At 65.4% G+C, this 24,628-nt stretch carries 23 protein-coding genes; 18 read left to right on the plus strand and 5 right to left on the minus strand.

What is annotated here, in order from left to right; translation table 11 throughout:
* Positions 1-42 precede the first annotated feature (42 nt).
* From glnK to AC3WS7_RS16495, 7 genes are all read left to right on the plus strand, one after another.
* A complete protein-coding gene (glnK, locus tag AC3WS7_RS16465; protein ID WP_094476942.1) occupies positions 43-381 on the plus strand; it encodes a P-II family nitrogen regulator in 339 nt (112 codons plus the stop codon).
* Between the two features lie 19 nt (positions 382-400).
* Positions 401-1,918, plus strand: a complete 1,518-nt coding sequence (locus tag AC3WS7_RS16470) for an ammonium transporter (protein ID WP_296469380.1) — start codon at positions 401-403, stop codon at positions 1,916-1,918.
* Between the two features lie 111 nt (positions 1,919-2,029).
* Positions 2,030-2,896 (plus strand): aldose 1-epimerase, encoded by an 867-nt coding sequence (locus AC3WS7_RS16475; RefSeq protein ID WP_296469381.1) that lies wholly within the window; start codon positions 2,030-2,032, stop codon positions 2,894-2,896.
* Positions 2,893-3,804, plus strand: a complete 912-nt coding sequence (locus AC3WS7_RS16480) for an SMP-30/gluconolactonase/LRE family protein (protein ID WP_296469382.1) — start codon at positions 2,893-2,895, stop codon at positions 3,802-3,804. Before AC3WS7_RS16475 ends, AC3WS7_RS16480 begins: the two co-directional genes overlap by 4 nt.
* 100 nt (positions 3,805-3,904) lie before the next feature.
* The gene (gene glcE, locus AC3WS7_RS16485; protein WP_492657132.1) at positions 3,905-5,065 is read left to right on the plus strand and encodes a glycolate oxidase subunit GlcE; all 1,161 of its coding nucleotides are present in this window, start codon (positions 3,905-3,907) and stop codon (positions 5,063-5,065) included.
* A 9-nt stretch (positions 5,066-5,074) separates the two neighbouring features.
* Positions 5,075-6,328: a glycolate oxidase subunit GlcF gene (glcF, locus tag AC3WS7_RS16490; protein ID WP_492657133.1), complete on the plus strand. Its 1,254-nt coding sequence runs from the start codon at positions 5,075-5,077 to the stop codon at positions 6,326-6,328.
* A gap of 60 nt (positions 6,329-6,388) precedes the next feature.
* Entirely contained in the window at positions 6,389-7,135 is a 747-nt protein-coding gene (locus AC3WS7_RS16495) for a FecR family protein (protein ID WP_492657134.1), read from the plus strand.
* Positions 7,136-7,152: 17 nt separating this feature from the next.
* Here AC3WS7_RS16495 and AC3WS7_RS16500 read toward each other — a convergent pair whose 3' ends face one another.
* The 3 genes from AC3WS7_RS16500 to AC3WS7_RS16510 form a co-directional block, all read right to left on the minus strand.
* Positions 7,153-9,111, minus strand: coding sequence for a hypothetical protein (locus tag AC3WS7_RS16500; protein WP_492657135.1), 1,959 nt, complete (start codon positions 9,109-9,111; stop codon positions 7,153-7,155).
* 12 nt (positions 9,112-9,123) lie between these two features.
* Positions 9,124-10,038, minus strand: coding sequence for a hypothetical protein (locus AC3WS7_RS16505; RefSeq protein ID WP_492657136.1), 915 nt, complete (start codon positions 10,036-10,038; stop codon positions 9,124-9,126).
* A gap of 73 nt (positions 10,039-10,111) precedes the next feature.
* Positions 10,112-10,597, minus strand: coding sequence for a glutathione peroxidase (locus tag AC3WS7_RS16510; RefSeq protein WP_296469390.1), 486 nt, complete (start codon positions 10,595-10,597; stop codon positions 10,112-10,114).
* 105 nt (positions 10,598-10,702) lie between these two features.
* Here AC3WS7_RS16510 and AC3WS7_RS16515 point away from each other — a divergent pair, with 105 nt between their 5' ends.
* A complete protein-coding gene (locus tag AC3WS7_RS16515; RefSeq protein WP_492657137.1) occupies positions 10,703-11,929 on the plus strand; it encodes a GGDEF domain-containing protein in 1,227 nt (408 codons plus the stop codon).
* On the opposite strand, the gene lplT is transcribed toward AC3WS7_RS16515, so the two are convergent.
* Positions 11,926-13,209 (minus strand): lysophospholipid transporter LplT, encoded by a 1,284-nt coding sequence (lplT, locus tag AC3WS7_RS16520; RefSeq protein ID WP_296469395.1) that lies wholly within the window; start codon positions 13,207-13,209, stop codon positions 11,926-11,928. The genes AC3WS7_RS16515 and lplT overlap by 4 nt on opposite strands.
* Before the next feature lie 127 nt (positions 13,210-13,336).
* Between lplT and alr the strand changes: the two genes are divergently transcribed.
* Together alr and AC3WS7_RS16530 are read left to right on the plus strand one after the other, a co-directional pair.
* The gene (alr, locus tag AC3WS7_RS16525; protein WP_492657138.1) at positions 13,337-14,431 is read left to right on the plus strand and encodes an alanine racemase; all 1,095 of its coding nucleotides are present in this window, start codon (positions 13,337-13,339) and stop codon (positions 14,429-14,431) included.
* A gap of 10 nt (positions 14,432-14,441) precedes the next feature.
* The gene (locus AC3WS7_RS16530; RefSeq protein ID WP_492657139.1) at positions 14,442-15,653 is read left to right on the plus strand and encodes an HD-GYP domain-containing protein; all 1,212 of its coding nucleotides are present in this window, start codon (positions 14,442-14,444) and stop codon (positions 15,651-15,653) included.
* 3 nt (positions 15,654-15,656) lie between these two features.
* Here the strand turns inward: AC3WS7_RS16530 and AC3WS7_RS16535 are convergent, their stop codons facing one another.
* Complete coding sequence (locus AC3WS7_RS16535; protein WP_492657140.1) at positions 15,657-18,239, minus strand: cation-translocating P-type ATPase; 2,583 nt, start codon at positions 18,237-18,239, stop codon at positions 15,657-15,659.
* A gap of 233 nt (positions 18,240-18,472) precedes the next feature.
* Here AC3WS7_RS16535 and radA point away from each other — a divergent pair, with 233 nt between their 5' ends.
* The 8 genes from radA to AC3WS7_RS16575 all read left to right on the plus strand — a co-directional run bounded on the left by radA (position 18,473) and on the right by AC3WS7_RS16575 (position 24,603).
* A complete protein-coding gene (gene radA, locus AC3WS7_RS16540; RefSeq protein WP_296469403.1) occupies positions 18,473-19,840 on the plus strand; it encodes a DNA repair protein RadA in 1,368 nt (455 codons plus the stop codon).
* 39 nt (positions 19,841-19,879) lie between these two features.
* Positions 19,880-20,221, plus strand: coding sequence for a hypothetical protein (locus AC3WS7_RS16545; protein WP_492657141.1), 342 nt, complete (start codon positions 19,880-19,882; stop codon positions 20,219-20,221).
* 107 nt (positions 20,222-20,328) lie between these two features.
* Entirely contained in the window at positions 20,329-20,727 is a 399-nt protein-coding gene (locus AC3WS7_RS16550; RefSeq protein WP_296469407.1) for a DUF1924 domain-containing protein, read from the plus strand.
* A 32-nt stretch (positions 20,728-20,759) separates the two neighbouring features.
* Complete coding sequence (locus AC3WS7_RS16555) at positions 20,760-21,296, plus strand: diheme cytochrome c (RefSeq protein ID WP_492657142.1); 537 nt, start codon at positions 20,760-20,762, stop codon at positions 21,294-21,296.
* A gap of 36 nt (positions 21,297-21,332) precedes the next feature.
* Positions 21,333-22,100, plus strand: coding sequence for a cytochrome b/b6 domain-containing protein (locus AC3WS7_RS16560; protein WP_492657143.1), 768 nt, complete (start codon positions 21,333-21,335; stop codon positions 22,098-22,100).
* A 46-nt stretch (positions 22,101-22,146) separates the two neighbouring features.
* A complete protein-coding gene (locus AC3WS7_RS16565) occupies positions 22,147-22,815 on the plus strand; it encodes a response regulator transcription factor (protein WP_296469412.1) in 669 nt (222 codons plus the stop codon).
* A gap of 2 nt (positions 22,816-22,817) precedes the next feature.
* Positions 22,818-24,164: an ATP-binding protein gene (locus AC3WS7_RS16570; RefSeq protein ID WP_492657144.1), complete on the plus strand. Its 1,347-nt coding sequence runs from the start codon at positions 22,818-22,820 to the stop codon at positions 24,162-24,164.
* Positions 24,165-24,168: 4 nt separating this feature from the next.
* Complete coding sequence (locus AC3WS7_RS16575; protein ID WP_492657145.1) at positions 24,169-24,603, plus strand: glycerate kinase; 435 nt, start codon at positions 24,169-24,171, stop codon at positions 24,601-24,603.
* Positions 24,604-24,628: the final 25 nt, after the last annotated feature.

The raw sequence follows: 24,628 nt of genomic DNA on the forward strand, positions 1-24,628 counted from the left end.
CCCGGTGTCTGTATTCAACTGTTATCAAGCTGAGGTGAACACATGAAACTCGTAACGGCCATCATCAAACCGTTCAAGCTCGATGAGGTGCGAGAAGCCTTGTCTGGCATTGGTGTGCAAGGCATTACCGTGACCGAAGTCAAAGGCTTTGGTCGTCAAAAAGGCCACACCGAGCTGTACCGCGGTGCAGAGTACGTGGTGGACTTTTTGCCCAAAGTGAAGATTGAAGCGGCGATTGACGACGCTTTGGTGGACCGCGTGATCGAAGCCATCGAAGGTGCAGCCCGCACCGGCAAGATCGGCGACGGCAAGATTTTTGTCTACAACCTGGAACAGGTTGTGCGCATTCGTACCGGCGAAACCGGCAAAGAAGCGCTGTAACCAGAAAGAGAGCTCGAACATGAAAAAACTGCTTGCCTCCCTGGCCTTGGGCCTGAGCCTGCTGGGTGCCGGAACCCTGGCCCTGGCCCAGGACGCCAAACCCGCCGAAGCTCCTGCCGCCGCCGCCCCCGCAACGGCTGCGCCTGCTGAAGCAGCGGCACCCGCCGCAGCCCCGGCACCCGCCGCGGCCGAAGCAGCGCCAGCTGCACCTGCTGCTGCCGCACCCGTTCCCAACAAGGGTGACACCGCCTGGATGACCACGGCCACCGCCCTGGTGATCTTCATGACACTGCCCGGTTTGGCATTGTTCTACGGCGGCCTGGTCCGCAGCAAGAACATGCTGTCCGTGCTGATGCAGGTGTTTGTTGTCAGCGCCCTGATCTATGTGTTGTGGGCCATCTACGGCTACACACTGGCCTTCGGTGGTGACGGTGCATTCATCGGTACCCTGGACAAGCTGTTCCTGAAAGGCATTACGCCCGAATCGGTGGCTGCGACCTTCAGCAAGGGTGTTGTGATCCCCGAGCTCAGCTTCGTCGCCTTCCAGGCCACGTTTGCGGCCATCACTTGTGCCCTGATCGTCGGTGCATTCGCAGAGCGCATCAAGTTCTCCGCCGTGCTGGCTTTCAGCGTGTTGTGGTTCACCTTCAGCTACCTGCCCATGGCACACATGGTCTGGTACTGGGCCGGCCCTGATGCCATCTCTGACGCAGCTTCGCTGGAAAAAGTGGTGGGTGCAGCCGGTTACCTGTGGGCCAAGGGCGCACTGGACTTCGCTGGCGGTACCGTGGTGCACATCAACGCTGCGGTTGCCGGCTTGGTCGGTGCCTACGTGGTCGGCAAGCGTATCGGTTACGGCAAGGAAGCCATGGCCCCTCACAGCCTGACTTTGACCATGGTCGGTGCTGCCATGCTGTGGTTTGGCTGGTTCGGTTTCAACGCCGGCTCCAACCTGGAAGCCAACGGCCTGACCGCCCTGGCCTTCATCAACACCCTGTTGGCCACCGCTGCTGCCACCCTGGCCTGGATTACCGGTGAAGCCCTGACCCGTGGCAAAGCCTCCATGCTGGGTGCCGCCTCCGGCGCCGTGGCTGGTTTGGTTGCCATCACGCCCGCTTGCGGTTTTGTGGGCCCCATGGGTGCCATCATCATCGGCCTGGTTGGCGGCTTCGCTTGCCTGTGGGGTGTGAACGGTCTGAAGCGCCTGCTGGGTGCCGATGACTCCCTGGACGTGTTCGGTGTGCATGGTGTGGGCGGTATCGTGGGTGCCATCTTGACTGGCGTGTTCGCTTCCCCTTCTTTGGGTGGCACCGGCGTGTACGACTACGTGACCAATGCAGTGGCTGAGGGTTATTCCATCGGCACCCAAGTCTGGATCCAGACCCAAGGCGTGCTGGTCACCATCGTGTGGTCTGCTGTGGTGTCCTTCATCGCCTTCAAGCTGGTGGACCTGGTGATTGGTCTGCGCGTCAGCGAAGAAGACGAACGCGAAGGTCTGGACATTTCCAGCCACGGCGAGACAGCCTACAACCGCTAATCCCCAGGATTCGGTTACGAACCAGTTTCAATTCTTCTTGAGACATCGGCCCGGTCGGACTTTGGTCCTGCCGGGCCTTTTTTTCGCCGGGCTGCGGTGCACAATGCCGCCATGACTTCCACACTCACCTTGCGCAACGGCGATTTGCTGTGCGACCTCAAACCTGAATTGGGCGGCAGCATTGCCGGTCTGTGGCTGGGGACCGAACCGGTGCTGAGCTCCCTGCCTGGCGCGCAGATGCAGACGGTGCGCCAGTCCGGCAGCTACCCGCTGGTACCGTTTTCCAACCGCATTGGCCAGGCCCAGCTGCAATGGGCGGGTACCAGCCATCCCCTGGTCCGCAACTTCGACCCCGAACCCCACGCCATCCACGGGGTGGGTTGGCAGCGTCCTTGGGCGGTGCTGGAGTCCAGTGACCAGTTTGCGCTGCTGGCCTTGGAGCACAAGGCCGATGCGTCCTGGCCCTTTGACTTCGATTGTTCGCAGGCCTTCAAGCTGGAGGCCGGTGCGCTGGAGATGTCGCTGTCCATCACCAACCAGTCGCCCGTGGCCGCGCCGGTGGGCTTGGGTTGGCACCCTTTCTTCCCCAAACGCCCGGGCACCGAGGTGCAGTTCACAGCCACCGGCCGCTGGGAGATGGGCACTGACAAACTGCCCACGCACCGGGTGGCGCATCCCGGGCTGAACCAAAGCGTGGAATCGCTCACCGTGGACCATTGTTTTGATGGTTGGGGGGGCGTGCTCACCCTGCGGGATGCCGTGATGCGTGTGCGCGTCTCGTCCGCACTGAGCCGCCTGGTGGTCTATACCCATCCGGAGCGCGACAACATCGCCGTGGAGCCGGTGAGCCATGTGAACAATGCACTCAACCTCATGGCACAGACCGGCGCACGCGCCGAGGACCTGGGCGTGGTCATCCTGCAGGCGGGACAGACGTACTCCTGCGAGATGCGTATTGAGGTGGAGCGTGTGGCATGAGCTGGCAAACCCTGAGCCCAGACCTTTTTGAACTCGGCGAGTCGCCGTTCTGGCACCCGCAAGAGCAGCAGCTGTATTGGGTGGACATCCCGGGCAAAGCCCTGTTGCGTGCCAATGTCTACATGGGCACGGTGCAGCGCTGGGACATGCCCACCGAGCCCGGCTGCATCGCACCCGCTGCGTCGGGTGGCCTGGTGGTGGCGTTGCGCCATGGGGTGTTCCGCGCCCGCGCGTGGGGTGGGGCGCTGGAGCCCGTCACTACCTTGCCGTATGACACGGCCACCGTCCGCGCCAACGATGGCAAGTGTGATGCCCTGGGCCGCTTCTGGGTTGGCACCATCGACGAACCCAAGGCCAACCGTGCGGCGGCCTTGTTCAGCATCGACTGCCGCCGAGGCACCCCTGAGGTGCTGCAGCATGCCGGTGGCGCGTTGACCGGCAATGGCCTCGCCTGGAGCCCGGACAACCGCACCCTCTATTGGTCCGACACCCCCAACCATGTGGTCCACGCCTGGGACTACGACCTGCAGACCAACACCCTGGATGGACAGCGCAGCTTCCAGCAGTGCGCGCCCAAGCCCGCGGGCTGGACCTTTGAGACCACCAGTTACGCCGGTCGCCCCGATGGCGCGGCGGTGGACGTGGAGGGCAACTACTACGCCGCCATGTTCGAAGGCCGGCGCATCTGCAAGTTCGCCCCCGACGGCACACTGCTGGCCGAGATCCCGGTGCCGGCCCAGTGCCCCACCATGCCCTGCTTTGGGGGAGAAGACCTCAAGACTTTGTACGTCACCACGGCCCGCCATGGCCGCAGTGCGGCCGAGCTGGCGCAGATGCCGCTGTCGGGCGCGGTGTTCTCCATGCGGGTGGACGTGCCGGGACTGCCGGTGAACTTCTTCATCGACTGAACGTCCACACCCGCCCCGGTTCCGCGCCGCCAATTTTTTGGTGGCGCGGACGCCAAAAAATTCACGCCTCGCTGGCAGTGGCCGCCTTACCATCGGCGCCATGCATGCCAGCCCCCCTCTCCAACGCCTGCTGGACCAAGTCCGCACCGCCGTAGCCGAACGCACCCCACTGCAGATCCGCGGCGGTGGCAGCAAGGATTTTGTCGGCACCATCCAACCCGCGCAGTTGCTCGACACACGCAGCCATACGGGCATTCTGGACTACGCGCCCAGTGAACTCGTGGTCACCGTGGCGGCGGGCACGCCGCTGGCCGCGTTGGAAGCCGCGTTGGCAGAGAAGGGCCAGTGCCTGCCCTTTGAGCCGCCCCATTTCGCCTGGTCTGCCGGGGCGGGCGCACCCTCGGTTGCCACGGTCGGGGGCATGGTCGCCAGCGGTCTGGCGGGGCCGGCCCGGGCCACGGTGGGTAGCGTGCGCGACTATGTGTTGGGCTTGGAATTGATCAACGGCCAGGGGGAACACCTGACCTTTGGTGGCCAAGTCATGAAAAACGTGGCCGGGTATGACGTCTCGCGCCTCATGGCGGGTGCCATGGGCACGCTGGGCGTCATCACCCAGGTGTCACTCAAGGTCTTGCCCGTGGCCCCGGCTGAAGCCACGCTGGTGTTTGCCCTGGACCAGGCCACCGCGCTGGAGCACCTGCACCGCTGGGGGGGCGAACCACTGCCATTGAACGCCAGCTGCTGGGTGCACGACGACACGGCTCCTGGCGGCGGGCGCGACCTGCTGTTTGTACGCCTGCGCGGTGCTGTGGCGGCAGTAGAAGCCGCCTGCCGCAAGATGCTGACCGAACTGCCCGGCGAGCGCATGGACAACGCCCAGGCGGGGCCGGACTGGGCGCTATGCCGCGACCAGCGCCTGCCCTTTTTTGCCGATGCACGCGCGCCCGAACTGGCGCTGTGGCGCCTGTCGGTGGCGCCCACCGCGCCGGCGTTGGACCTGCCCTGGCCGCAGCTGGTGGAGTGGCAAGGCGGCCTGCGTTGGTGTTGGGCGCCTCAGCAAGCCGGTGCGCAGTTGCAGACGGCCGCCCGTGCTGCGGGCGGAAATGCTACTGTTTTTGTAGCTGCTCGCGCAGATTCCATAAGGGCTGGATGCCAATTTGATGCCAAAAATGCAGCCAAGGATGCCATCAGCCAGCGGCTCAAAGTGGCGTTCGACCCCTTGGGCCTCTTCAACCCGGGGCGCCTGTGCGCCGACCTCTGAGCGCTGACCATGCAAACCCAACTCGCCCCTGAATACCAGAACACGGCCGACGGCCAGGCCGCCGAGGCCATCCTGCGCAAGTGCGTGCACTGCGGCTTCTGCACCGCCACCTGCCCTACCTACCAGCTGCTGGGCGACGAGCTGGACGGCCCGCGCGGCCGCATCTACCTGATGAAACAGGTGCTGGAAGGCCAGACGCCGACCCGCGCCACCCAGATGCACCTGGACCGCTGCCTGACCTGCCGTAACTGCGAAAGCACTTGCCCCAGCGGGGTGGACTACGGCCACCTGGTGGACATTGGCCGCAAGCTGGTGGACGCCAAGGTGCCCCGCCCCCTGGGCGAGCGGGCCGTGCGCTGGGCACTGAAAGAAGGCTTGCCTTCGCCGCTGTTTGCGCCGGCCATGAAGCTGGGGCAATGGGTGCGCCCGTTGCTGCCGCCAAGTCTGCAAAACAAGGTGCCCGCCCCGCAGGACGCCGGTGCCTGGCCCACGCGCCAGCATGCGCGCAAGGTGCTGATGCTGGAAGGCTGTGTGCAGCCCGCCATGGCGCCCAACATCAACAGCGCCACCGCCCGCGTGCTGGACGCTGCGGGTGTGCAGGTCCAGGTGGCCCGCAAGGCCGGCTGTTGTGGCGCCGTCAAGTTCCACCTCAATGACCAGGAGGGCGGCAAGGCGGAGATGCGCGCCAACATCGACGCCTGGTGGCCCTATGTCGAGCAGGGCGCCGACGCGCTGGTGATGAACGCTTCGGGCTGCGGGGTGACTGTGAAGGAATACGGCCACATCCTGCGCGACGACCCGCAGTACGCGGCCAAGGCGGCGCACATCAGCGGACTCACGCGTGACCTCAGCGAGTTGTTGCCGGAATTGCTCCCCGCCTTGAAAGCCCGGTTGGGTGAGGGCACCCATCGACAAGCCGCGCTGGTGTTCCACCCGCCCTGTACCCTGCAACACGGCCAAAAACTCAAAGGCGGCGTGGAGACGCATCTGGCGGCGCTGGGCTTTGTGGTGCGCCTGGCCAGCAACGAATCCCATCTGTGCTGTGGCTCGGCCGGTACCTACTCCGTGTTGAACCCGGAGATCTCTTACCAGTTGCGGGATCGCAAGCTGGGGGGCTTGGCGCCCGTGGAGAACGAAGTCATCATCAGCGCCAACATCGGGTGCATCACCCATTTGCAAAGTGGCACCGCAACACCGGTGCGGCATTGGGTGGAGGTGCTGGACACGGCTTTGACTGCCACACCGCCCGCGTTCGCCGCATAATCTTGGCAGGTGCCCGTCCATGCAGGGCGCTGGTTCCATATGTTTGATCCAGGGGGCCCCATGAACCCGTCCGACCACATCGATGACCCGCGCCGCCAGTGGCTGGTCCAGGCGCTGGCCGCCGGACTGTTTGGCCCGGCCATGGGCCTGGCGCAGGCGCAAAGCCTGTTCGGCAACCGCCCCAGCAAATTGCCGCCCGGCCAGTCCATCTACAGCCTGAGCGGCAATGTGCGCGTCAACGACCAGCCCGCCACCCTCAATACCCCCATCAAGCCTGGCGACACGCTGCAGACCGCCAAGGACAGCCAGGTCATCTTTGTGGTCAACACCCACTCCATGATTCTGCGGGGCGACAGCAAGCTGGTGATTGAAGCACCCGCGAACTCACCGGCCGATATGTCGATCACCGGCCTCCTCATTGGCGGGCTGCGCATGGTCACCGGCAAGCTCTTGTCGGTGTCACGCAATTCGCCCATGCGCGTCACCACGGCCACCTCCACCATCGGCATCCGGGGCACGGGGTTCTATGTGGAGTCCGACCCCGAGCAGACTTACTTCTGCACTTGTTATGGTGCCACGGAGGTGCAGGCCAATAACGACCCGGACAGCCGGGAGCAGGTGGTGGCCTCCCACCACGACCGGCCGCTCTACATCGTCAAGGACGGTGGCAAGGGCAAGAACATCCGCAATGCCCCGTTCTTGAATCACACCGACCAGGAGCTGGCGCTGATTGAAACCCTGGTGGGACGCAAGACACCGTTTGTGTTTTCGACCGACGCCTACAGCGGCCCCAGGCGCGGGTACTGAAACGCAGGGTGCCTGCCCTATTCAGGCGCGCCGTTCAAAATCCAGTTCAGGAAGGTGTCGTAGTGGACGCGGTTAACGTGGCCGGGCGCAGCACTGGTGTCAAAGCCCGTCAGCAGGCCGCCGTTGTGGTGGTTGCCTGAAGGTTTGCGCAGCAGGGGGCTGGCCACAATATCCGTGAAGTTGATGCGCCCGCGCAGCTCGGTATAGAACCAATGGTTGTCGGTCGCGTCGGTGTCGTTATCGGCATCCCGGTCAAAGTCGTTGTACCAAATGGGTGGCACTCCAGCGGTTCCCGCACTGGTGGTGTGGCATCCGGTGCAGGTGCCAGCACCCTGCAGAATGGTTTTGATGTCACTGAACCGCAGCGCAGACGGCGTATAGGCAAGTCCGGTATCCACCACGATCACGAGTTTGACTTCGGCACTTTGGGTGCTTCCTTTGCTGGTGCGCAACATCACCCAGTAGGTGCCGTTGCCCAGTGCGGTGAAGGTGGGGGTGGCGGTGTTGGCGTTGGACAAGCTGGCACCCACGGTGGGCGAGCTGGGCGAAATGCTCCACTGGTAGCTGTCGGAGTACAGGCTCATGGCTGCCGAGAGGGTGGTGCTCAAGGCCTTGACCACCCGGTCTGGCCCCGGATCGGCCACCGGCGCACCGGCTTGGGTGGTGGTGTTGGCGTAGCCTTTGCCCGCCAGGTAGGTACCCATGGGGCTGTAGGTGCTGCTGCTGGCCCAGTAGTTGTCGTAAATCAGCTTGGCCAGTGGCATGTTGCCACGGTCCAGCACATGGGCCTTGATGCGCGCCGAGTAGCCGTCAAACTTGGCGAAGCTGGCAAAGTCGATATCCGACTGGTTGCCATTGCCCCGCAGGAGGTGGCAGACCCGGCAGGCCTGGGCCTGGGTGTTGAGGTACAGCGCCGACTGCCCGGCCCAGCCAGCGGGCACATAGGTGTCGGTGGCCGCGGTGTTGGCCTGGGGCAGGCCGACGCCGCCGTACAGGTCTTTCAGATGTTCGGCCACGGTGCCCTGGTACTCATTGCCAATGGCGGTGCGGCGGCAGGCATCCTCACCCCCGGCCGCAACCGGAATAGGCAGGGAGCACAGCACCATCTTGTTGATGGTCTTGATCTTGGCCTCCTGCATCAGGCGTGTGAAGCCGGGCAGGCTGGAAAAGTCGAAGGAGGCGGGTTCCATCGGGTGCAACTGGGCTGCAATGTCCCCCCGCACACCGCCCTGGTTGGGGGCGACTGCATCCACCGCCGATTTCACGTTCATCAGCCGCGGGAACAGGGGCTTGCCCGCTACCGCCGGTGTCAAGGGGTCGCCCCGTCCGCCATGGCAGGAGGCGCAAACCGTGGGCATGGCCTTGGCACCACGACCGTCCAGATTGCCCATCATCAGGCGCGCACCGGTGATCGGGTCGTAGGTATAGAACTTGACGAAGCTGATGGTGCCGCCCGGACCGGGACTGAACTCAATCGCATTGGTGCCCAGATGCCATTTGGCCTCCGGCATGATGGCCGCCTCCAGATTCAGTGAGCTGTAGGCGCCATAGGCGCCCACCATGTAGTTCTCCACCACAAAGGCCAGGGTGCCGTCAGGATTTTGGCGCGCCGTCATCTTGCGGCCATAGCCCAGGTCGCGCTGGTCGCCCACGATCACGGTTTCTTCGCCCAGCGTACCGGCCGCGGTGCCAAACAGATTTTTGGCTTTGAACTTGGCCAGGGTGTCGCGTTCGTTGCTGGGGTCTATGGCTTCGTAATAGGCCGTGGCGTAGGCCAGCGACGCCACCTGCAGCGTGCCATCGTCCTGCTTTTGCGGATTCGGGAACAGGAGAAAACTGTCTGGGCCACTGGTGGGGCTGGTGGTGCGCGGGGCGTTGGGGTCCACGTCGTTCCCACCGCCGGTGCCTCCGCATGCCGCCAGCATCCAGGGCAGCATCAGGCACAGGGCGCGAGAGATACCTGCATGCGTGAACATGTGCGCCTCCACTCAGAAGCGGAACAGGTAACTCGCCAGCAGCTGGTTGCTGATGTAGCTGCGCGGTGAGGTGGCCCAGGTGGGCCGCAATTCTGGCGTGGATTCCACCCGCCGCCAGGCAATGTCAATGGCACCGCCAGACCCCAGCGAGTGGTTGTAGCCCACGGTGGTCAGCCAGGTGCTGCCATTGATCTTGTAACTGAAGAACTGCCCGCCGCTGAAGGCGTTGTCCAGCACGAACACCTTGGAGATGGTGACATTCTCCAGCGAGGCGCGGCCGGTGGACACCACGTCCCCCACGCGGTATTCGGTGCTCAGGTACAGGGCCTTGCGGGCGCTCAGTGCGTAGTCCAGGCTCATGCGCGCGGAAGTGTCCAGGGTCGTGAACACTTTGCTGGAGCTGTAACGCTGGTTGCTGGCCAGAGCGGCAAACAGGCTGATGCGGTCTGTCATCGGCTGGGTGTACGACAAGCCCAGGCTGTAGCGGTAGCCGTCACGCACATCCGACTCGTAGTCTTCGACCTTGAGTTTGGCAAACACCCCCAGTGTGGGCGCGGAAAATTCGGAGGATTCGCGGTACTGCAGTTCGGCTTCCAGCGCTGCATCGAGGTGGCTCAGGCCGGGGTAGGTCTGGAAGCGCTCGCCCCCCAGCACGCCGGCCAGCACCAACCGGCTCTGGGTCCCAAGTGGCTGCGTTTTGCTTTTGCTGATGTTGATGCTGTAGGCGGTGTCGCTGAGGCGGTCGTTGCCTTCCTTGGCCCGCGTGACGTTGTCGTCCAACGTGAGCCCGGCATCCAGCAGCAGGCCAAAGCCGTTGTTATCGTCCGCCAGCGCGGGCAGCGAAGTGCCCAGGCACAGGACCAGCGCCATGCACGAAGACCGCCAGATCGCAGGGGTGTCGCAATGCAACGCCGATGTACAAGCCATGCTGGCCATCCCTCGCAAGAGCCACGATGGTCACGAGTCTAAAGCAAGCCAAGCCGCTTGGATACTGCGCCGCTCAGGCGGCCAGCGCGGCCTCAATGTCCTGTGCCAGGCTGGCCGGCGTGTCGGTCGGGGCGTAGCGCTTGAGCACCTGACCGTCCTTGCCAATCAGGAATTTGGTGAAATTCCACTTGATGGCCTTGGTGCCCAGAAAACCCGGCGCCTCTTTCACCAGCCAGTGGTAGAGCGGGTGGGCGTCGGCGCCGTTGACATCGATCTTGGCCATCATGGGGAAGCTCACACCGTAGTTGAGCTGGCAGAACTCGGAGATTTCGTCGTTGCTGCCCTTGTCCTGGGCGCCAAACTGGTTGCAGGGGAAGCCCAGCACCACCAGGCCCTTGCCGCCATAGGCCTTGTGCAGTTCCTCCAAACCCGCAAACTGCGGCGTGAAGCCACAGGCGCTGGCGGTGTTGACGATCAAGAGGGGCTTGCCCTGGTACTGTTTCAAGGGCACCGGCTGGCCGTTGATCTGCAGGGCGTCAAAATCGTACACAGAGGACATGATTCAGGGCTTTCTGGAGTGGGGAATAATCCACGATAGCAGTTTGTGAAAACACTTGTCCCTGCTGGATTTTGCTGAGAAGATTCTGGGCATCAAGGAGATGCGGTGAACAAAGCCCCCTGGTACCAGCCCTACGCGGACTGGTTGCGGCTGACCAAACAAAAATACGACCTGGTGCAGGGCGAGGGCACCATGGAGTCGCTGCGCCGCTTTCGCTGGGTGGCCTGCCTCATGGTGCCGCTGCACATTGCCATGGCCTTCTTGCTGGATGCGTACCAGGCGCCCACCGACCACCCCGGGCTGCAGGACTGGGCCGACATTGTGGAGCGGGCCCACTGGGTGGCGGCGGCCTTGGTGACACTGGGGGGCGTGGCCGCCCACTACTTTCTGCGCCAGGCGCGCGCGTCGGCTGCCGCCATCTCGCTGCAAATCCTGGTGGCCATTGGCTATTTCTACCTGGGCGCTTACCTCAGCATCGCCGATCTGGTGGCCAACGCGGGGGCGGGCCTGTCCAGCTTCATGCTGACTTGCATCATGTTCGGCGTGCTGTCGCTGATGCGGCCCGCCATCTCGGTGCCCTTGTTTCTGGGGACCTACCTGGTGTTTGCCTACCTGCTGCGCCAGGCACCCATTGCGCCTGCGTACAACAACAGCCTGAGCATCGTCGCCTTCTTCTGTCCTCTGTTGGCCCTGGTGGCCTCGCTGATGGTCTGGAACCAGTTTGCCAAGGCGGTGATGCTGCGCCGCCAGCTCAGCCGCAGCAACCAGGCCCTGGTGGCCCAGCAGCGCGAGCTGGCCTTTCTGGCCGACCATGACACCCTGACCGGTTTGTTCAACCGACGGGAATTCATGCGCCAGGCACAGCAGGCGCTCAACCGGGCGGTGCGTGCAGGCGTGCCCACGCATTGCGTGATGGTGGACCTGGACTACTTCAAGAAGGTCAATGATGTGCACGGCCACCCGGTGGGCGATGCCATGCTGCAGCATGTGGCGGCCGTGTTGCGGCGCGGCGTGCGCAGCACCGACATGGTGGCGCGGTTGGGAGGCGAGGAGTTCATCGTTTTGTTGCCCGATACCGACCGCCAGGGGGCCAATGACGTGGCCGAAAAACTGCGCCTGCTGGTGCGCTCCTCCCCGCTGGTCTACCTGGGGGTGGAGCTGCCGGTCACGGCCAGCTTTGGTGTGAGTGGCACCGGGCGGGGGCAAAAAGCGGTGGTTGAGAGCATCTATGCCGCGGCGGACCGGGCGCTGTATGTGGCCAAGCAGTTGGGGCGTGACCGGGTGCAATACGCGGCGCCCGAGCCCTCGGAGCTGGCAGCGCCGCCCGTTTAACCGTGCAGGTTGTCGTTGCGGGCGATGTCCAGCAGGTGCTGGACCACGGCTGCATGTTCGCGGCAGTTGCGCGCATGCCAGCGTTTGATCAGCCACATGCAGCCCGCCACCACCACGCCAAACACGCTGATGGCGCCAAAGGCAGACAGGCCCATGCCGGTGGACAGGCTGTAGAACGCGCCCAGACCCAGGATGCAGGCCTGTTCGTTGAAGTTCTGCACGGCAATGGAGCGCCCTGCACCCATCAGGTTGTGGCCCCGGTGCTGCAGCAGCGCATTCATGGGCACCACCAAAAAGCCGCCCAGGCCACCCAGCAAAATCAGGAAGGGTGCCGCTACCCAGACATTGGTGATGAAGTTCAGCAAGATCACCAGCAGGCCCATGGCAATGCCCAGCGGGATGACGTTGACCGCGTGCTCCAGCCGCATGCGCAGCGAGGCCGCCACCGCGCCCACCGCTGTACCAATGGCCACCACCCCCACTAGGGCCGAGGCTTGCGTCACGCTGTAGCCCAGCGCCGCCGAGGCCCAGGCCAGCACGATGTAGCGCAGGTTGCCGCTCACGCCCCAAAACAGGGTGGTGGTGCTCAGGGAAATCTGGCCCAGGCGGTCTTTCCACAGCTTGGTGTTGCAGTTCCAGAAGTCGGGCAGCAAACTCAGCAGGTTTTTGGGCATGGCGCGCATGGAGACGCCGGTGTCCGGTATGCGGGTGTTGAACCAGGCCGCCGCCAGGTAGACAAAGATCAGGATGCCAATCGCGGCTTCGGGGGCCGTGTCGATGCTGGTGGTGATCAAGGGAAAGTCAAACGCCAGCAGGGCCTGCGAGATCATGGGGCTGACCAACTGGCCGCCCAGCAGCACGCCCAGGATGATGGAGGCAATCGTCAAGCCCTCGATCCAGCCATTGGCCTTGACCAACTGGCTGGCCGGCAGCAGCTCGGTCAGGATGCCGTATTTGGCCGGCGAGTAGGCCGCCGCACCCAGGCCCACAATGGCATACGACATCAAGGGATGGGTGCCAAACAGCATCAGCAGGCAGCCCACGATCTTGATGCCATTGCTGATCAGCATGACCCGGCCCTTGGGCATGGCGTCGGCAAAAGCGCCTACAAACGGGGCCAACACCACATAAAACAGCGCAAACATGGGTACTAGCGCAGCTTGTTGCCATTCGGGGGCACCGCTGCTCCGCAGCAACTGCACGGCGCCCACAAACAAGGCATTGTCGGCCAGCGAGCTGAAAAACTGCGCTGACATGATGGTGTAAAAACCGCGTTTCATGGGTGGGGGATAAGGCACATTAGCGTGACTAATGCGCTAGGTATTGTTGTAGGTCTCCAAACGTGCTGCGGTTATAGCATGCCGCTGAATGTCAAAATCTTTGTAGAACCACGCCCCATTCGACCCCATGCCCCGTCCCATCCAAGCCACCATCCACCCCCAAGCCCTGCGCCACAACCTGGAGGTGGCGCGTCGCGCGGCACCCGATGCGCGGGTCTGGGCGGTCGTCAAGGCCAACGCCTACGGCCACGGTATCGAGCGCGCGTTTGACGGCCTGCGCGGCGCTGACGGCATTGCCCTGCTGGACCTGGACGAGGCCCAGCGCGTGCGTAGCCTGGGCTGGCGTGGCCCCATCCTCCTGTTGGAGGGCGTGTTCGAGCAGCGCGATCTGGAGTTGTGTTCGCGCTTGGGCCTGTGGCACACGGTGCACTGCGAAGAGCAGATCAATATGCTGGCCATCCACAAAACCAACGAGCCGCACCGCGTTTTCCTCAAGGTCAACTCCGGCATGAACCGCCTGGGCTTCCAGCCGGAGCAGGTGCGCTCGGCCTGGACGCGGCTCAACGCGTTGCCGCAGGTGGACGAGATTTCGCTGATGACCCACTTCAGCGACGCCGATGGTGCCAAGGGCATTGACGCGCAAATGGCCGCCTTCAAGGCCGCCACCGACGACCTGCCCGGTGAACGCACGGTCAGCAACAGCGCGGCCACGTTGCGCCATTCGGGTCCCGGCCTGGTGTCGGACTGGGTGCGCCCAGGCATTGCCGTGTATGGCAGCGCGCCCGACTACCCCGAACACACCGCCGCCCACTGGGGGCTGCAGCCGACCATGACGCTTGCTGCAAAAATCATAGCTGTCCGCGAACTATCCACGGGCGATACAGTCGGTTATGGCTCTACATTTGTGGCCGACCGGCCAATGCGCATTGGTGTGGTGGCCTGTGGGTATGCCGACGGCTACCCGCGCCTGTGCCCCACCGGCACCCCGGTGCTGGTGGACGGCGTGCGCACGCGCACCGTGGGCCGCGTGAGCATGGACATGGTGACCGTGGACCTGGAGCCGGTGCCCCAGGCCGCCATGGGCAGCGAAGTGACGCTGTGGGGCCGGGCTGCCAATGGTGCGGTGTTGCCCATTGACGAGGTGGCCGCCAGCGCCGGCACCGTGGGCTACGAGCTGATGTGTGCGCTGGCCCTGCGCGTGCCCGTGGTCGTGGCCGACTGAAGCGCCGGCCTTGAGGTACGTGCCCATTCCGGTGGCCCTGCTCGCAGTGGGGCGGCCCATCCCGGTCAATATCTGGAGCGAAGCGGGCCAGCTGTTGCTGCGCAAGGGCCAGCCGGTGCTATCCGAGCAGCACCGCGACAAGCTCCACGCCTTCAACGCCTCGGCCACGCCCGACGATGCGCTGGCCTGGCAGCGCGCCTATGAACGCATGGTGCACGAGATGCTGCGCGACGGCGTGGACCTGATGACGATCGCCCAGGCCGGCATGCCCAGCGAAATCCGGATGGCCGATTACGTGGTGGGCGCCCAGCTCAGTGGCGGCTGGCTGGACCTGCAAGAGGTCTTGCGCGGCATCCTGTACCAGGGCGGCTTGGCCATCAACCCCCTGGGCCGACTCGACGGCATTGCGCGCAAGTTGCTCAAGCTGCTGGAGGAGGATGCCGACGACAGCCTGTTTTGCCTGTTCCAGGCGCTGGCCGATGACAGCCTGGGCTACTGCGCCACCCACGCCTTGTTGTGTGGGGTGGTCAGTGCGCTCACCGCACAAAAATTGGGGCTGGACCCGCATGCCCGGCGCTGCCTGGTGGACGCCGCCCTGACCATGAACATTGCCATGGCGCGTGACCAGGACAGCCTGGCGCGCCAAACGGAACCCCTGACCGAATGGCAGCGCACCCTGATCCGCGAACACCCGGAGCGCAGCGCCGCCATCCTGCAGGCCTTTGGGATGGACGACCCAGACACCCTGGACCTGGTGCGCTGGCACCATGCGCCCGACACCACCGGGGCCTTGCCGCGCAATCTGCGTTCGCGCAAGATCCTGAGCACCGCTGACGCCTTTGTGGCCAAGATGGCGGCGCGCAAGACCCGCTCGCCGCTCTCTCCGCTGGGCGCGGCCAAGTCCATCTATGTAGGCGCTGAAGGCGACGCGGCTGCCGTGGGTGCCGCCATGGCCACCGCGGTGGGCTTTTACCCGCCCGGCACCTACCTGTTGTTGGCCAACGGCGACACCGCAGTGGCGGTGCAGCGCGGTGCCAAGGCGACGACGCCGTGGGTGGTCGGTGTGATGGACAAAAACAGCATGCCCATCACCCGCTACCAGCCGATAGAAGCCGCAGGCACAGAGGCCACCATCGTGGCGCCGGTGAATTTTGAAACCGTCAAAATTGCCATCAGTGGGGAGCGGGTGCGCCGCGCCCGCGACCGCATCCCCAAGCCCTGAGCCTCAGGCCGCCAAGGGGCGGCGCTGCCAGGCCTTGAGCGCCTCAAACCACAGCACACACAGCAGGCCCAGGCCCCCCGCGAGCGCCAGCCCGGCGCCAGGCAACGGCGCAAACGCAAACAAGCGCTGCAACCAAGGCAGGTACACCGCTGCCAGGGTGAGCAGCAGCGCCAGGCCGCACACCACCCACAGCGTGCGGTTGGGGGTGCCCACCGAGCGCCACAGCGGCAGGTGGCTGCGGTTGCAAAAAATCAGGCCCAGATTGCCCAGCACCAGCGTGACGAATGCCAAGGCCCTCCCGCCGTCTTCTCCCCATTGGCCCATGGCCCACCCCTGCGCCGCCATCACCACCGCCAGTGCACCCGCGCCCTGCAGCAGGGCCATGCCCAGGGTGCGCCGGCCCAGCAAGGGTGCTTGCACATCGCGCGGGGGCTGGCGCATGCCATCGGCCTCGGCCGGCTCGTTTTCAAACACCATGGAGCAGGCCGGGTCGATCACCAGCTCCAGAAACGCAATGTGCAGCGGAAACAGCACCGTGGGCCAACCCAGCAGCACCGGCAGCAGGGCCATGCCGGCAATCGGCACATGCACCGCCAGGATGTACGACATGGACTTGCGCACATTGTCAAAAATGCGCCGCCCCAGCCGGATGGCCCCCACGATGGAGGCAAAGTTGTCGTCCAGCAGCACCAGCGCGGCGGACTCGCGCGCCACATCGGTGCCGCGCCCGCCCATGGCAATGCCCACGTGGGCTGCTTTCAGCGCCGGAGCGTCGTTCACGCCGTCACCCGTCATGGCCACCACCTGGCCATCGGCCTGCAGAGCTTGCACGATGCGCAGCTTTTGCGCCGGGGCCACGCGGGCACACACGGCCACCTCGCGCATGCGGCTGCGCAGCGCGGCATCGTCCAGCGTGGCAATCTCGTCACCGCTCAGCACCCCGGCCGTATCGCTCTGGGCCAGCCCGGCGGTGCGGGCAATGGCGTGGGCGGTGGCGGGGTAGTCGCCGGTGATCATCACCACCCGAATGCCGGCCGTGCGGCACTGGGCCACCGCCTCGGGAATGCCGGGGCGCAGCGGATCTTGCAAACCCAGCAGCCCGACAAACTGGAAGGTGAAGTCGTGTTCCTGCGCCGGCCAGTTGGTGCCCTCAAACTGGCCTTGCGCCACGCCCAGCACGCGCAGGCCCTGTCCGGCCATGGCATCCACGGCGGCGGCAATGCGCAGGCGTTCGGCCTCGGGCAGATGGCACAGGTCCACCACGGCTTCGGGCGCGCCTTTGGCCGCCACGATGCGGGTGTGGTCCTGGGTGAGCGTCGTCCACACATGGGACATGGCGCGCAGCTGTGGCGTCAGGCCGTACTCGCGCACCAGCGTCCAGTCGCGGTGCAGGTGTTCGGTGCCCTGCAAAAAGTGTGCGCCCAGCCGGTGAAAGGCCAGCTCCATCGGGTCGTACGGGTCTTGCACGCTGGCCAGAATGGCGAATTCGGCCACGGTGTGGAAGGCCTCTGGCAGGTCGGATTGCGCGCTGTAGTCCACCACCAGCGTGGCATCGGCCTGCGCGCCGCCATAGGCGTAGAGCTGGGCCACGGTCATGCGGTTTTCGGTCAATGTGCCAGTTTTGTCCACACACAGCACCGAGGTCGCGCCCAGCGTCTCGATGGCGGCGATGCGCCGGGTCAGCACCTGCAGTTGGGACAGGCGCCACGCGCCCAAGGCTGGCAGCACGGTCAGCACCACGGTGAACTCTTGCGGCAGCAGCGCCATGGCCAGGGCAATGCCGGCCAGCACGGCACCCATCCAGTCGCCGCGCATCAGGCCGTAGGCCAGCACCAGGCACACGCTGGCGGTGAGCGCCACCACGGCCAGTGTGCGCACCAGCCGCGCCGTCTGCGCGCGCAGCGGCGAGGCCTCGGCCTGCAGGCCTTGCAAGGCGCTGCCAATGCGGCCCATGGCGGTGCGCTCGCCGGTGGCCAGCACACGCGCCATGCCATGCCCTTTGACCACCAGCGTGCCGCAGTACAAAAACGGCGTCTGGTTGCCGCCAGCCTGGGGCGGCAGTTCGGTGAGCGCATCGCTGTCAGTCGGGGCGGCTACTTTGTCCACCGGGGTGGATTCCCCGGTCAGCAGGGATTCATCGGCCATCAGCTCGCTGCCGTCCAGCAGCACGGCGTCGGCGGCAATGCGGTCGCCCTCGGCCACCACCAGGATGTCGCCCACCACCACGTCCTGCCCGGCTATGCGCCGCGGCTGGCCGTCGCGCAGCACCAGCGCGCGCGGGCTGGAGAGTTGGCGCAGGGCCTGCATGGCGCGTTCGGTCTTGCCCTCCTGGTACAGCGTGAGCCCCAACACGACGGTCACCAGCCCCATCAAAATGCCGCCCTCCTGCCAGTCGCCCAACACGCCGTACAACACGGCGGCGGCCAGCAGCAGCATGAACATGGGCTCCTTCAGTGTGTCCTGCACGATGGCCGCCAGCCGGCGTGGCTGCTCACCGGGCAGCACGTTGGGGCCATCGGCCTGCAGGCGCTGCGCCGCCTCGGCCTGGCGCAGGCCCGTCGTCGGGGTTTGGGGTGAAATTGGCATCTGGCCCTTATGGAGTATGCGCAAGCAGCTCCTGAAACCATAGCAAATTGAGCGCTGGGAGGCAACTGCACGGCCCGCGGTGGATGGTGCGCCCACCGGCCGTGGCCGTGGGTGCGCCAGCGTACGGTCTGCCGCGGGGGCGGCACCTGATGTGGCGCAAACCGGGTGAAAAGTCGCCCGGCCACTGGGTGCGGTGGCTTGGTATCTGTAAATACGTACAGTATTATTCGGCCATGGCCAAAGACAAAACCGTTTACACCTGCAACGAATGCGGCGGCACCAGCCCCAAATGGCTGGGCAAATGCCCGCACTGCCAGGCCTGGAACACGCTGATCGAATCCGTGGCCAGCAGCGACGGCCCGGCCAAAAACCGCTTTGCCTCGCTGGCCAAGACCGCCGAGGTGGCGGTGCTGTCCGACATTGAAGCCTCGGATGTGGAGCGCACGCCCACCGGCCACGAGGAGCTGGACCGCGTGTTGGGCGGCGGCATGGTGGAGGGCGGTGTGGTGCTGATTGGCGGCGACCCTGGTATTGGCAAATCCACGCTGTTGCTGCAGGCGCTGGATTCGTTGCAGCGCTCGGGCAAAAACACGCTCTACGTGACCGGTGAAGAGAGTGGGGCGCAAGTGGCTTTGCGCTCGCGCCGCTTGGGGCTGGACCACAGCCAGGTGAAGGTGCTGGCCGAAATCCAGCTGGAAAAAATCCTCGCCACCCTGGAGGCCAACCGCCCGGACGTGGCGGTGATCGACTCCATCCAGACGGTGTATTCCGAACAGCTCACCAGCGCGCCGGGCTCGGTGGCCCAGGTGCGCGAATGCGCGGCCCACCTGACCCGCGCGGCCAAGGCCAGCGGCACGGCCATTGTGCTGGTCGGCCACGTCACCAAAGAGGGCGCCTTGGCCGGGCCGCGTGTGCTGGAGCACATGGTGGACACGGTGCTGTACTTCGAAGGCGACACGCACAGCCAATTCCGCTTGGTGCGCGCCATCAAGAACCGCTTTGGCGCGGTCAACGAGATTGGCGTCTTCGCCATGACCGAAAAAGGCCTCAAGGGCGTGAGCAACCCCAGCGCCATCTTTTTGAGCCAGCACGCCGAGCCCGTGCCCGGCAGTTGCGTGATGGTGACGCTGGAAGGCACGCGCCCGCTGCTGGTCGAAATTCAGGCGCTGGTGGACAGCGGAGGGCCGTCGCCGCGCCGCCTCAGCGTGGGCCTGGACAAAGATCGCCTGGCCATGTTGCTGGCCGTGTTGCACCGCCACGCCGGCGTGGCGTGCATGGACCAGGATGTGTTCATCAACGCCGTGGGCGGTGTGCGTATTGGCGAACCGGCGGCTGACCTGGCGGTGATGCTCTCCATCACCTCGTCCTTGCGCGGCAAGCCGCTGCCCAAGGGCTTCATCGCGTTTGGTGAAGTGGGCTTGGCCGGTGAGGTGCGCCCCGCACCACGCGGGCAGGAGCGACTGAAGGAAGCCGCCAAGCTGGGCTTCACCATGGCCGTGGTGCCCAAGGCCAATGCGCCCAAAAAGCCCATCGACGGCATGACCATCCATGCCGTGGACCGGGTGGAAGAAGCCATGAACGTCGTGCGCGGTTTGGGTTAGCGCAAACACCGCATCAACCGCGCGACCTACACTGCGGGCATGCGCTGGCTCACCAAACTTCCTGGGTCCATCCGCTCTGCCAGCGGGCTGGAGTGGGCCTTGTGGCGCAAGCTGCCCGCCATCTGGGCGGTCGGCACCGTTCTGCCACTGGGGGCGCTGGGCGCTTACCACTGGCTGGCCGATACCTCCACCCCCGCGGCCGAGCGTGCCGTGTTGCTGGCGGACTATGTGGTGGTGGGGCTGGTGGTGTTCCACTGGACGGCCATCCTCACCATCGCCATTGGCTGTGTGGTGGTCATGCTGATGAAAGGCCCCGCCTATGTGGCCGATGGTCTGGCGGTGAGCCACAGCGACCAGCCCCGCGCTGACGCTGAAGTCTGACTGCGGCGGTCCACTGCTGCGTATCCCGTTTCGCCTGTTGGCGCCCCTGCGTTGCCTTAAGACCCCGTTAATGTGTGCTTCCTATCATGCAAGGCATGGAGGTTTTGATGCACCGTTTTCGCCGTACCTTGCTGCCCGTCTGGGCAGCCGCCTTGTGCTCCACCGCGCTGTGGGCCGGCACCCCTGCTGAACAATTGAACGCCCTGGCCGCCCAGGCGGGGCGCAGTCCCAACCCGGCCCAAGGCCAACAGTTTTTCAACGCCACCCACGGCCGCGAGTGGAGCTGCGCGTCCTGCCACAACGCCTTGCCCACCGGCGACGGCAAACACGCCAGTACGGGCAAAGCCATCACGGCGCTGGCGCCGGCGTTCAACCCCGAGCGGTTTACCGACCCCGCCAAGAGCGAGAAGTGGTTCCGTCGCAACTGCAAAGACGTGCTGGCCCGCGAGTGCACTGCCGCCGAGAAGGCCGATGTGCTGGCCTGGCTGGTCAGCCTCAAGCGCTGATGGCCCACGGCATGCCAATCCAAAGGAAATTTATGCAAAACAGGCCTCTAGCCCCCGTGCAATATGCGCGAACAGCTCCTAAATGGATAGCAATTTTGGCCTTGGCAGGCCTGTCGGTGGGCTGCGCGTGGGCCGACTCCAAAGGCCCCATGGTGCCGCCCCTGCCCAAGTACCAGGCCGAATGTGCGGCCTGCCACATCGCCTACCCGGCGGGCATGCTGCCTGCTGCATCCTGGAAACGGGTCATGGGTTCGCTGGACACACACTACGGCACCGACGCGTCGCTGGACGAAGCCAGCGTGCGCGAGATCAGCCAGTGGCTGCAGGTGAATGCCGGTACCTACAAGCGGGTGCGCGAAGAGCCGCCGCAGGACCGCATCAGCACCTCGGCCTGGTTTGTGCGCAAGCACGACGAGCTGGACCCCGCCATCTGGAAACAGGCCGCGGTCAAGAGCGCGGCCAACTGCATCGCCTGCCACACGCGGGCTGACAAAGGCAGCTTCAGTGAACGCGAAATCACCTTCCCCAAAGGCCTGGATGCGCGCTTTCGCCGCAACTGGTCTGACTGACCTTCCACCCCCTTGCCCTGTTTGACGAGGCCCACCATGACCACCACGACCTTCCCCTCCACCGCCGCACCCGCAAAACCTGCGCGTCGCCGTGTGGTGGACGCGCCCACCCGCGTCTTTCACTGGCTGTTTGCCCTGAGCTTTCTGGGCGCTTACCTCACCGCCGACGGCGAGCGCTTTCGCCTGCTGCACGTCACGCTGGGCTACACCATGGCGGGCCTGCTGGTCTTTCGCGTGCTCTACGGCCTGCTGGGGCCACGCCAAGCGGGCCTGGCCTTGCTGTGGCGCAAACTCGGCGGGCTCTGGCCCTGGGCGCAATCGCTCAAGGCCGCCGTGAACACCACTGCGGAAATGGACGCAAGCCCGGCGGTGAACTGGCGCCAGGGGCAAAACCTGTTCATGGCACTGGCCATCGTGGCCTTGCTGCTGCTGGTGCTGCCGCTCACGCTGTCGGGTTACGCCACCTACCACGAGTGGGGCGACTTCTTGGGCGGCGACTGGATCGAAGAAGTCCATGAGTTCTTTGGCAACACCGTGCTGGCCGTGGTGCTGGCGCATATCGCGGCCATCGTGGGCCTGAGTGTGTTGCGCCGCAAAAATCTCGCGGCACAGATGGTGACCGGCCGTGCCGATGGACCGGGCCCGGACCTGGCCAAGCGCAACCACGGCGGTTTGGCGGCCTTGCTGCTGTGTGCCGTGTTGGCCTACTGGACCTGGGAGTGGCAGCAGTCGCCCCAAGGATTGATCTCGGCGCAGGCCATCAGTGCCGTGCTGAGTGGGCAAGGGGATGACGAGGACGACTGAGCAGTCGCTGCACAATAGTCTGACCAGTACCCACGGAGTCCATTGAATGCGCGTGTTGCTTGCCGAAGACGATGCCATGCTGGGCGACGGCCTGCGGGCCGGCCTGCGCCAGCTGGGTTTTCAGGTGGACTGGGTGCGCGATGGCCTGGCGGCCGAGCGTGAGTTGTCGGGCGGTGAATACACCGCCGCCGTGCTGGACCTGGGGTTGCCGGGCAAGGACGGTCTGGATGTGCTGCAGGCGTTGCGCGGCGCTGGTGTGGCCACCCCGGTGCTGGTGCTCACGGCACGTGATGCCGTGCCCGACCGCATCCGCGGGCTGGACCTGGGGGCCGATGACTATGTGCTCAAGCCGGTGGATTTGCATGAACTGGCGGCGCGCCTGCGCTCGCTGGTGCGGCGCTCCCACGGTGCCGCGCAAGAGGTGTTGCAGATGGGTGCCCTGGCACTGGAGCCCGGCACCCGCCGGGTGCTCTGGCAAGGTGCCGAGGTGAGCCTGTCCACCCGCGAGTTTGACCTCTTGCATGCCCTCATGCGCAGTGCCGGGCGGGTGCTCTCGCGCGAGCAGCTGGAGCAGCAGATGTACAGCTGGGGCCACGAGGTGGAGAGCAATGCCATTGAGGTGCACATCCACCACCTGCGGCGCAAGCTGCAGGCCGATGCCATTCAGACCGTGCGGGGCGTGGGCTACCGCGTGAATCCGCAGCCGGGCGCCTGACCATGGGTGCCGGCCGCTCCTTGCAACTGCGCCTGCTGGTGCTGTTGTCGGTTTCCCTGACGCTGGTGTGGTTGGCCGTGGCCGTGTGGACCTGGGTGGACGCCCGCCACGAGGTGGACGAGCTCATGGACAGCCACCTGGTCCAGGCTGCCGCCCTCTTGGCGGTGCAGCCGCTGGACCTGGAGGACGACGCCGTGGCCGATGTCCCGGCCTTGCACAAGTACAGCGCGCGCGTGGCATTTCAGGTCTTCCACGAAGGCAGCTTGGTCATGCGCTCGGCCAATGTGGGGGCCGAGCCCCTGAGCGATGAACGCCACGGTTTCGACACCGTGCGCTACGGCGGTGAAAAGTGGCGTGTGTTTGCCACGCGTGGCACCGAGGGTGATGTGCAGGTCTACGTGGGCGAGCAAGTGGACTCGCGCAACGACATTGGCTGGGCCATGCTGCGCGGCATGCTGCTGCCCATGGCGCTGGCCTTGCCCGTGCTGGCGGCCTTGTTGTGGGGGGCGGTGTACCGGGCGCTGGTGCCGCTGCGCACGCTGGGCCACACCTTGGGCCAGCGTGCGCCCGATGCCCTCAACCCGGTGGTGGTGCCCGATGTGCCTTCTGAGATGCAACCGCTGGTGGCCGAACTCAATGGCCTGCTGGCCCGCATTGAGCGCATGGTGCAAAGCGAACGGCGCTTTACTGCCGACGCCGCGCACGAGCTGCGCACCCCCATTGCCGCTATCCGGGCCCAGGCCCAGGTGGCCTTGGGTGCCGGGGACGATGTGGCCCAGCGCGACCAGGCCCTGCAGACCACCCTAGCGGGGTGTGACCGGGCCGCGCATTTGGTGGACCAGCTGCTCGCGCTGGCCCGGCTGGAGGCTGGCGCGACGGCACCGACCCAAGAATCTTGTGATTTGGGCGCCTTGGCCCAGCGGGTGGCCGCAGACCTGGCCCCTGCGGCCTTGGCCCGGGGGCAGGACCTGGAGCTCGAGGCGCAGGGAGCGGAGGCCAGTGTCTGCGCCCCGGCGGCCTGGCTGACCATGCTGCTGCGCAATTTGGTCGACAACGCCCTGCGCTACAGCCCGGATGGTGCGCGCGTGCTGCTGCGCGTGGCCGGCACTTCCGAGGGGCAGGTGGTGCTGGAGGTGCATGACAGCGGCCCCGGCATGGCCAGCGCCGACCTGCAGCGCCTGGGCGAGCGGTTTTTCCGGGTGCTGGGGCACACGCAGTCTGGCAGCGGCCTGGGCTGGTCCATCGTGCGGCGGATTGCGGACGTCACCGGGGCACAGGTGACGGTGCAGTCCTCGGCGCTGCTGGGTGGGCTGCTCGTCCAGGTGGCATGGCCCGGCCTGCGAAAATAGGCGGATGCAATTACAAAAAATCGTGGTGCCCGTTGCGGCATTGGTGGTCGCGGTAGCCGGTTACCGGGCGTATGGTTGGGCGGGTCTGGCCTTGGTGGCGGGTGGTTTGGTGATGTGGCAGCTGCTGCACTTCACGCGCATGTTGCAAATCCTCAAGCGCGCGGCCAACCGCCCGATCGGCCATGTGGACAGTGCGGTCATGCTGCACGCCAAGCTGGCTGCGGGCCAGCCGCTGCTGCACGTGGTGGCGCTGACGCGTTCGCTGGGTTTGCTGGAGTCGCCCAAGGACACCCAGCCCGAGCGTTTTCGCTGGACCGACGCGTCGCAGTCCAGCGTGTTGTGTGTGTTTCTGGGTGGCAAGCTGCAGAGCTGGGAGCTGACGCGACCAGCCCCTGAAGCCACCGCTGCGCAGGCCGACGGCCCGGCGCCAGCCCCGTAAAATCAGTGTTTCGCATTCTTTGCAG

The organism is Rhodoferax sp. EU05-FHT12H12, from assembly GCF_058791215.1.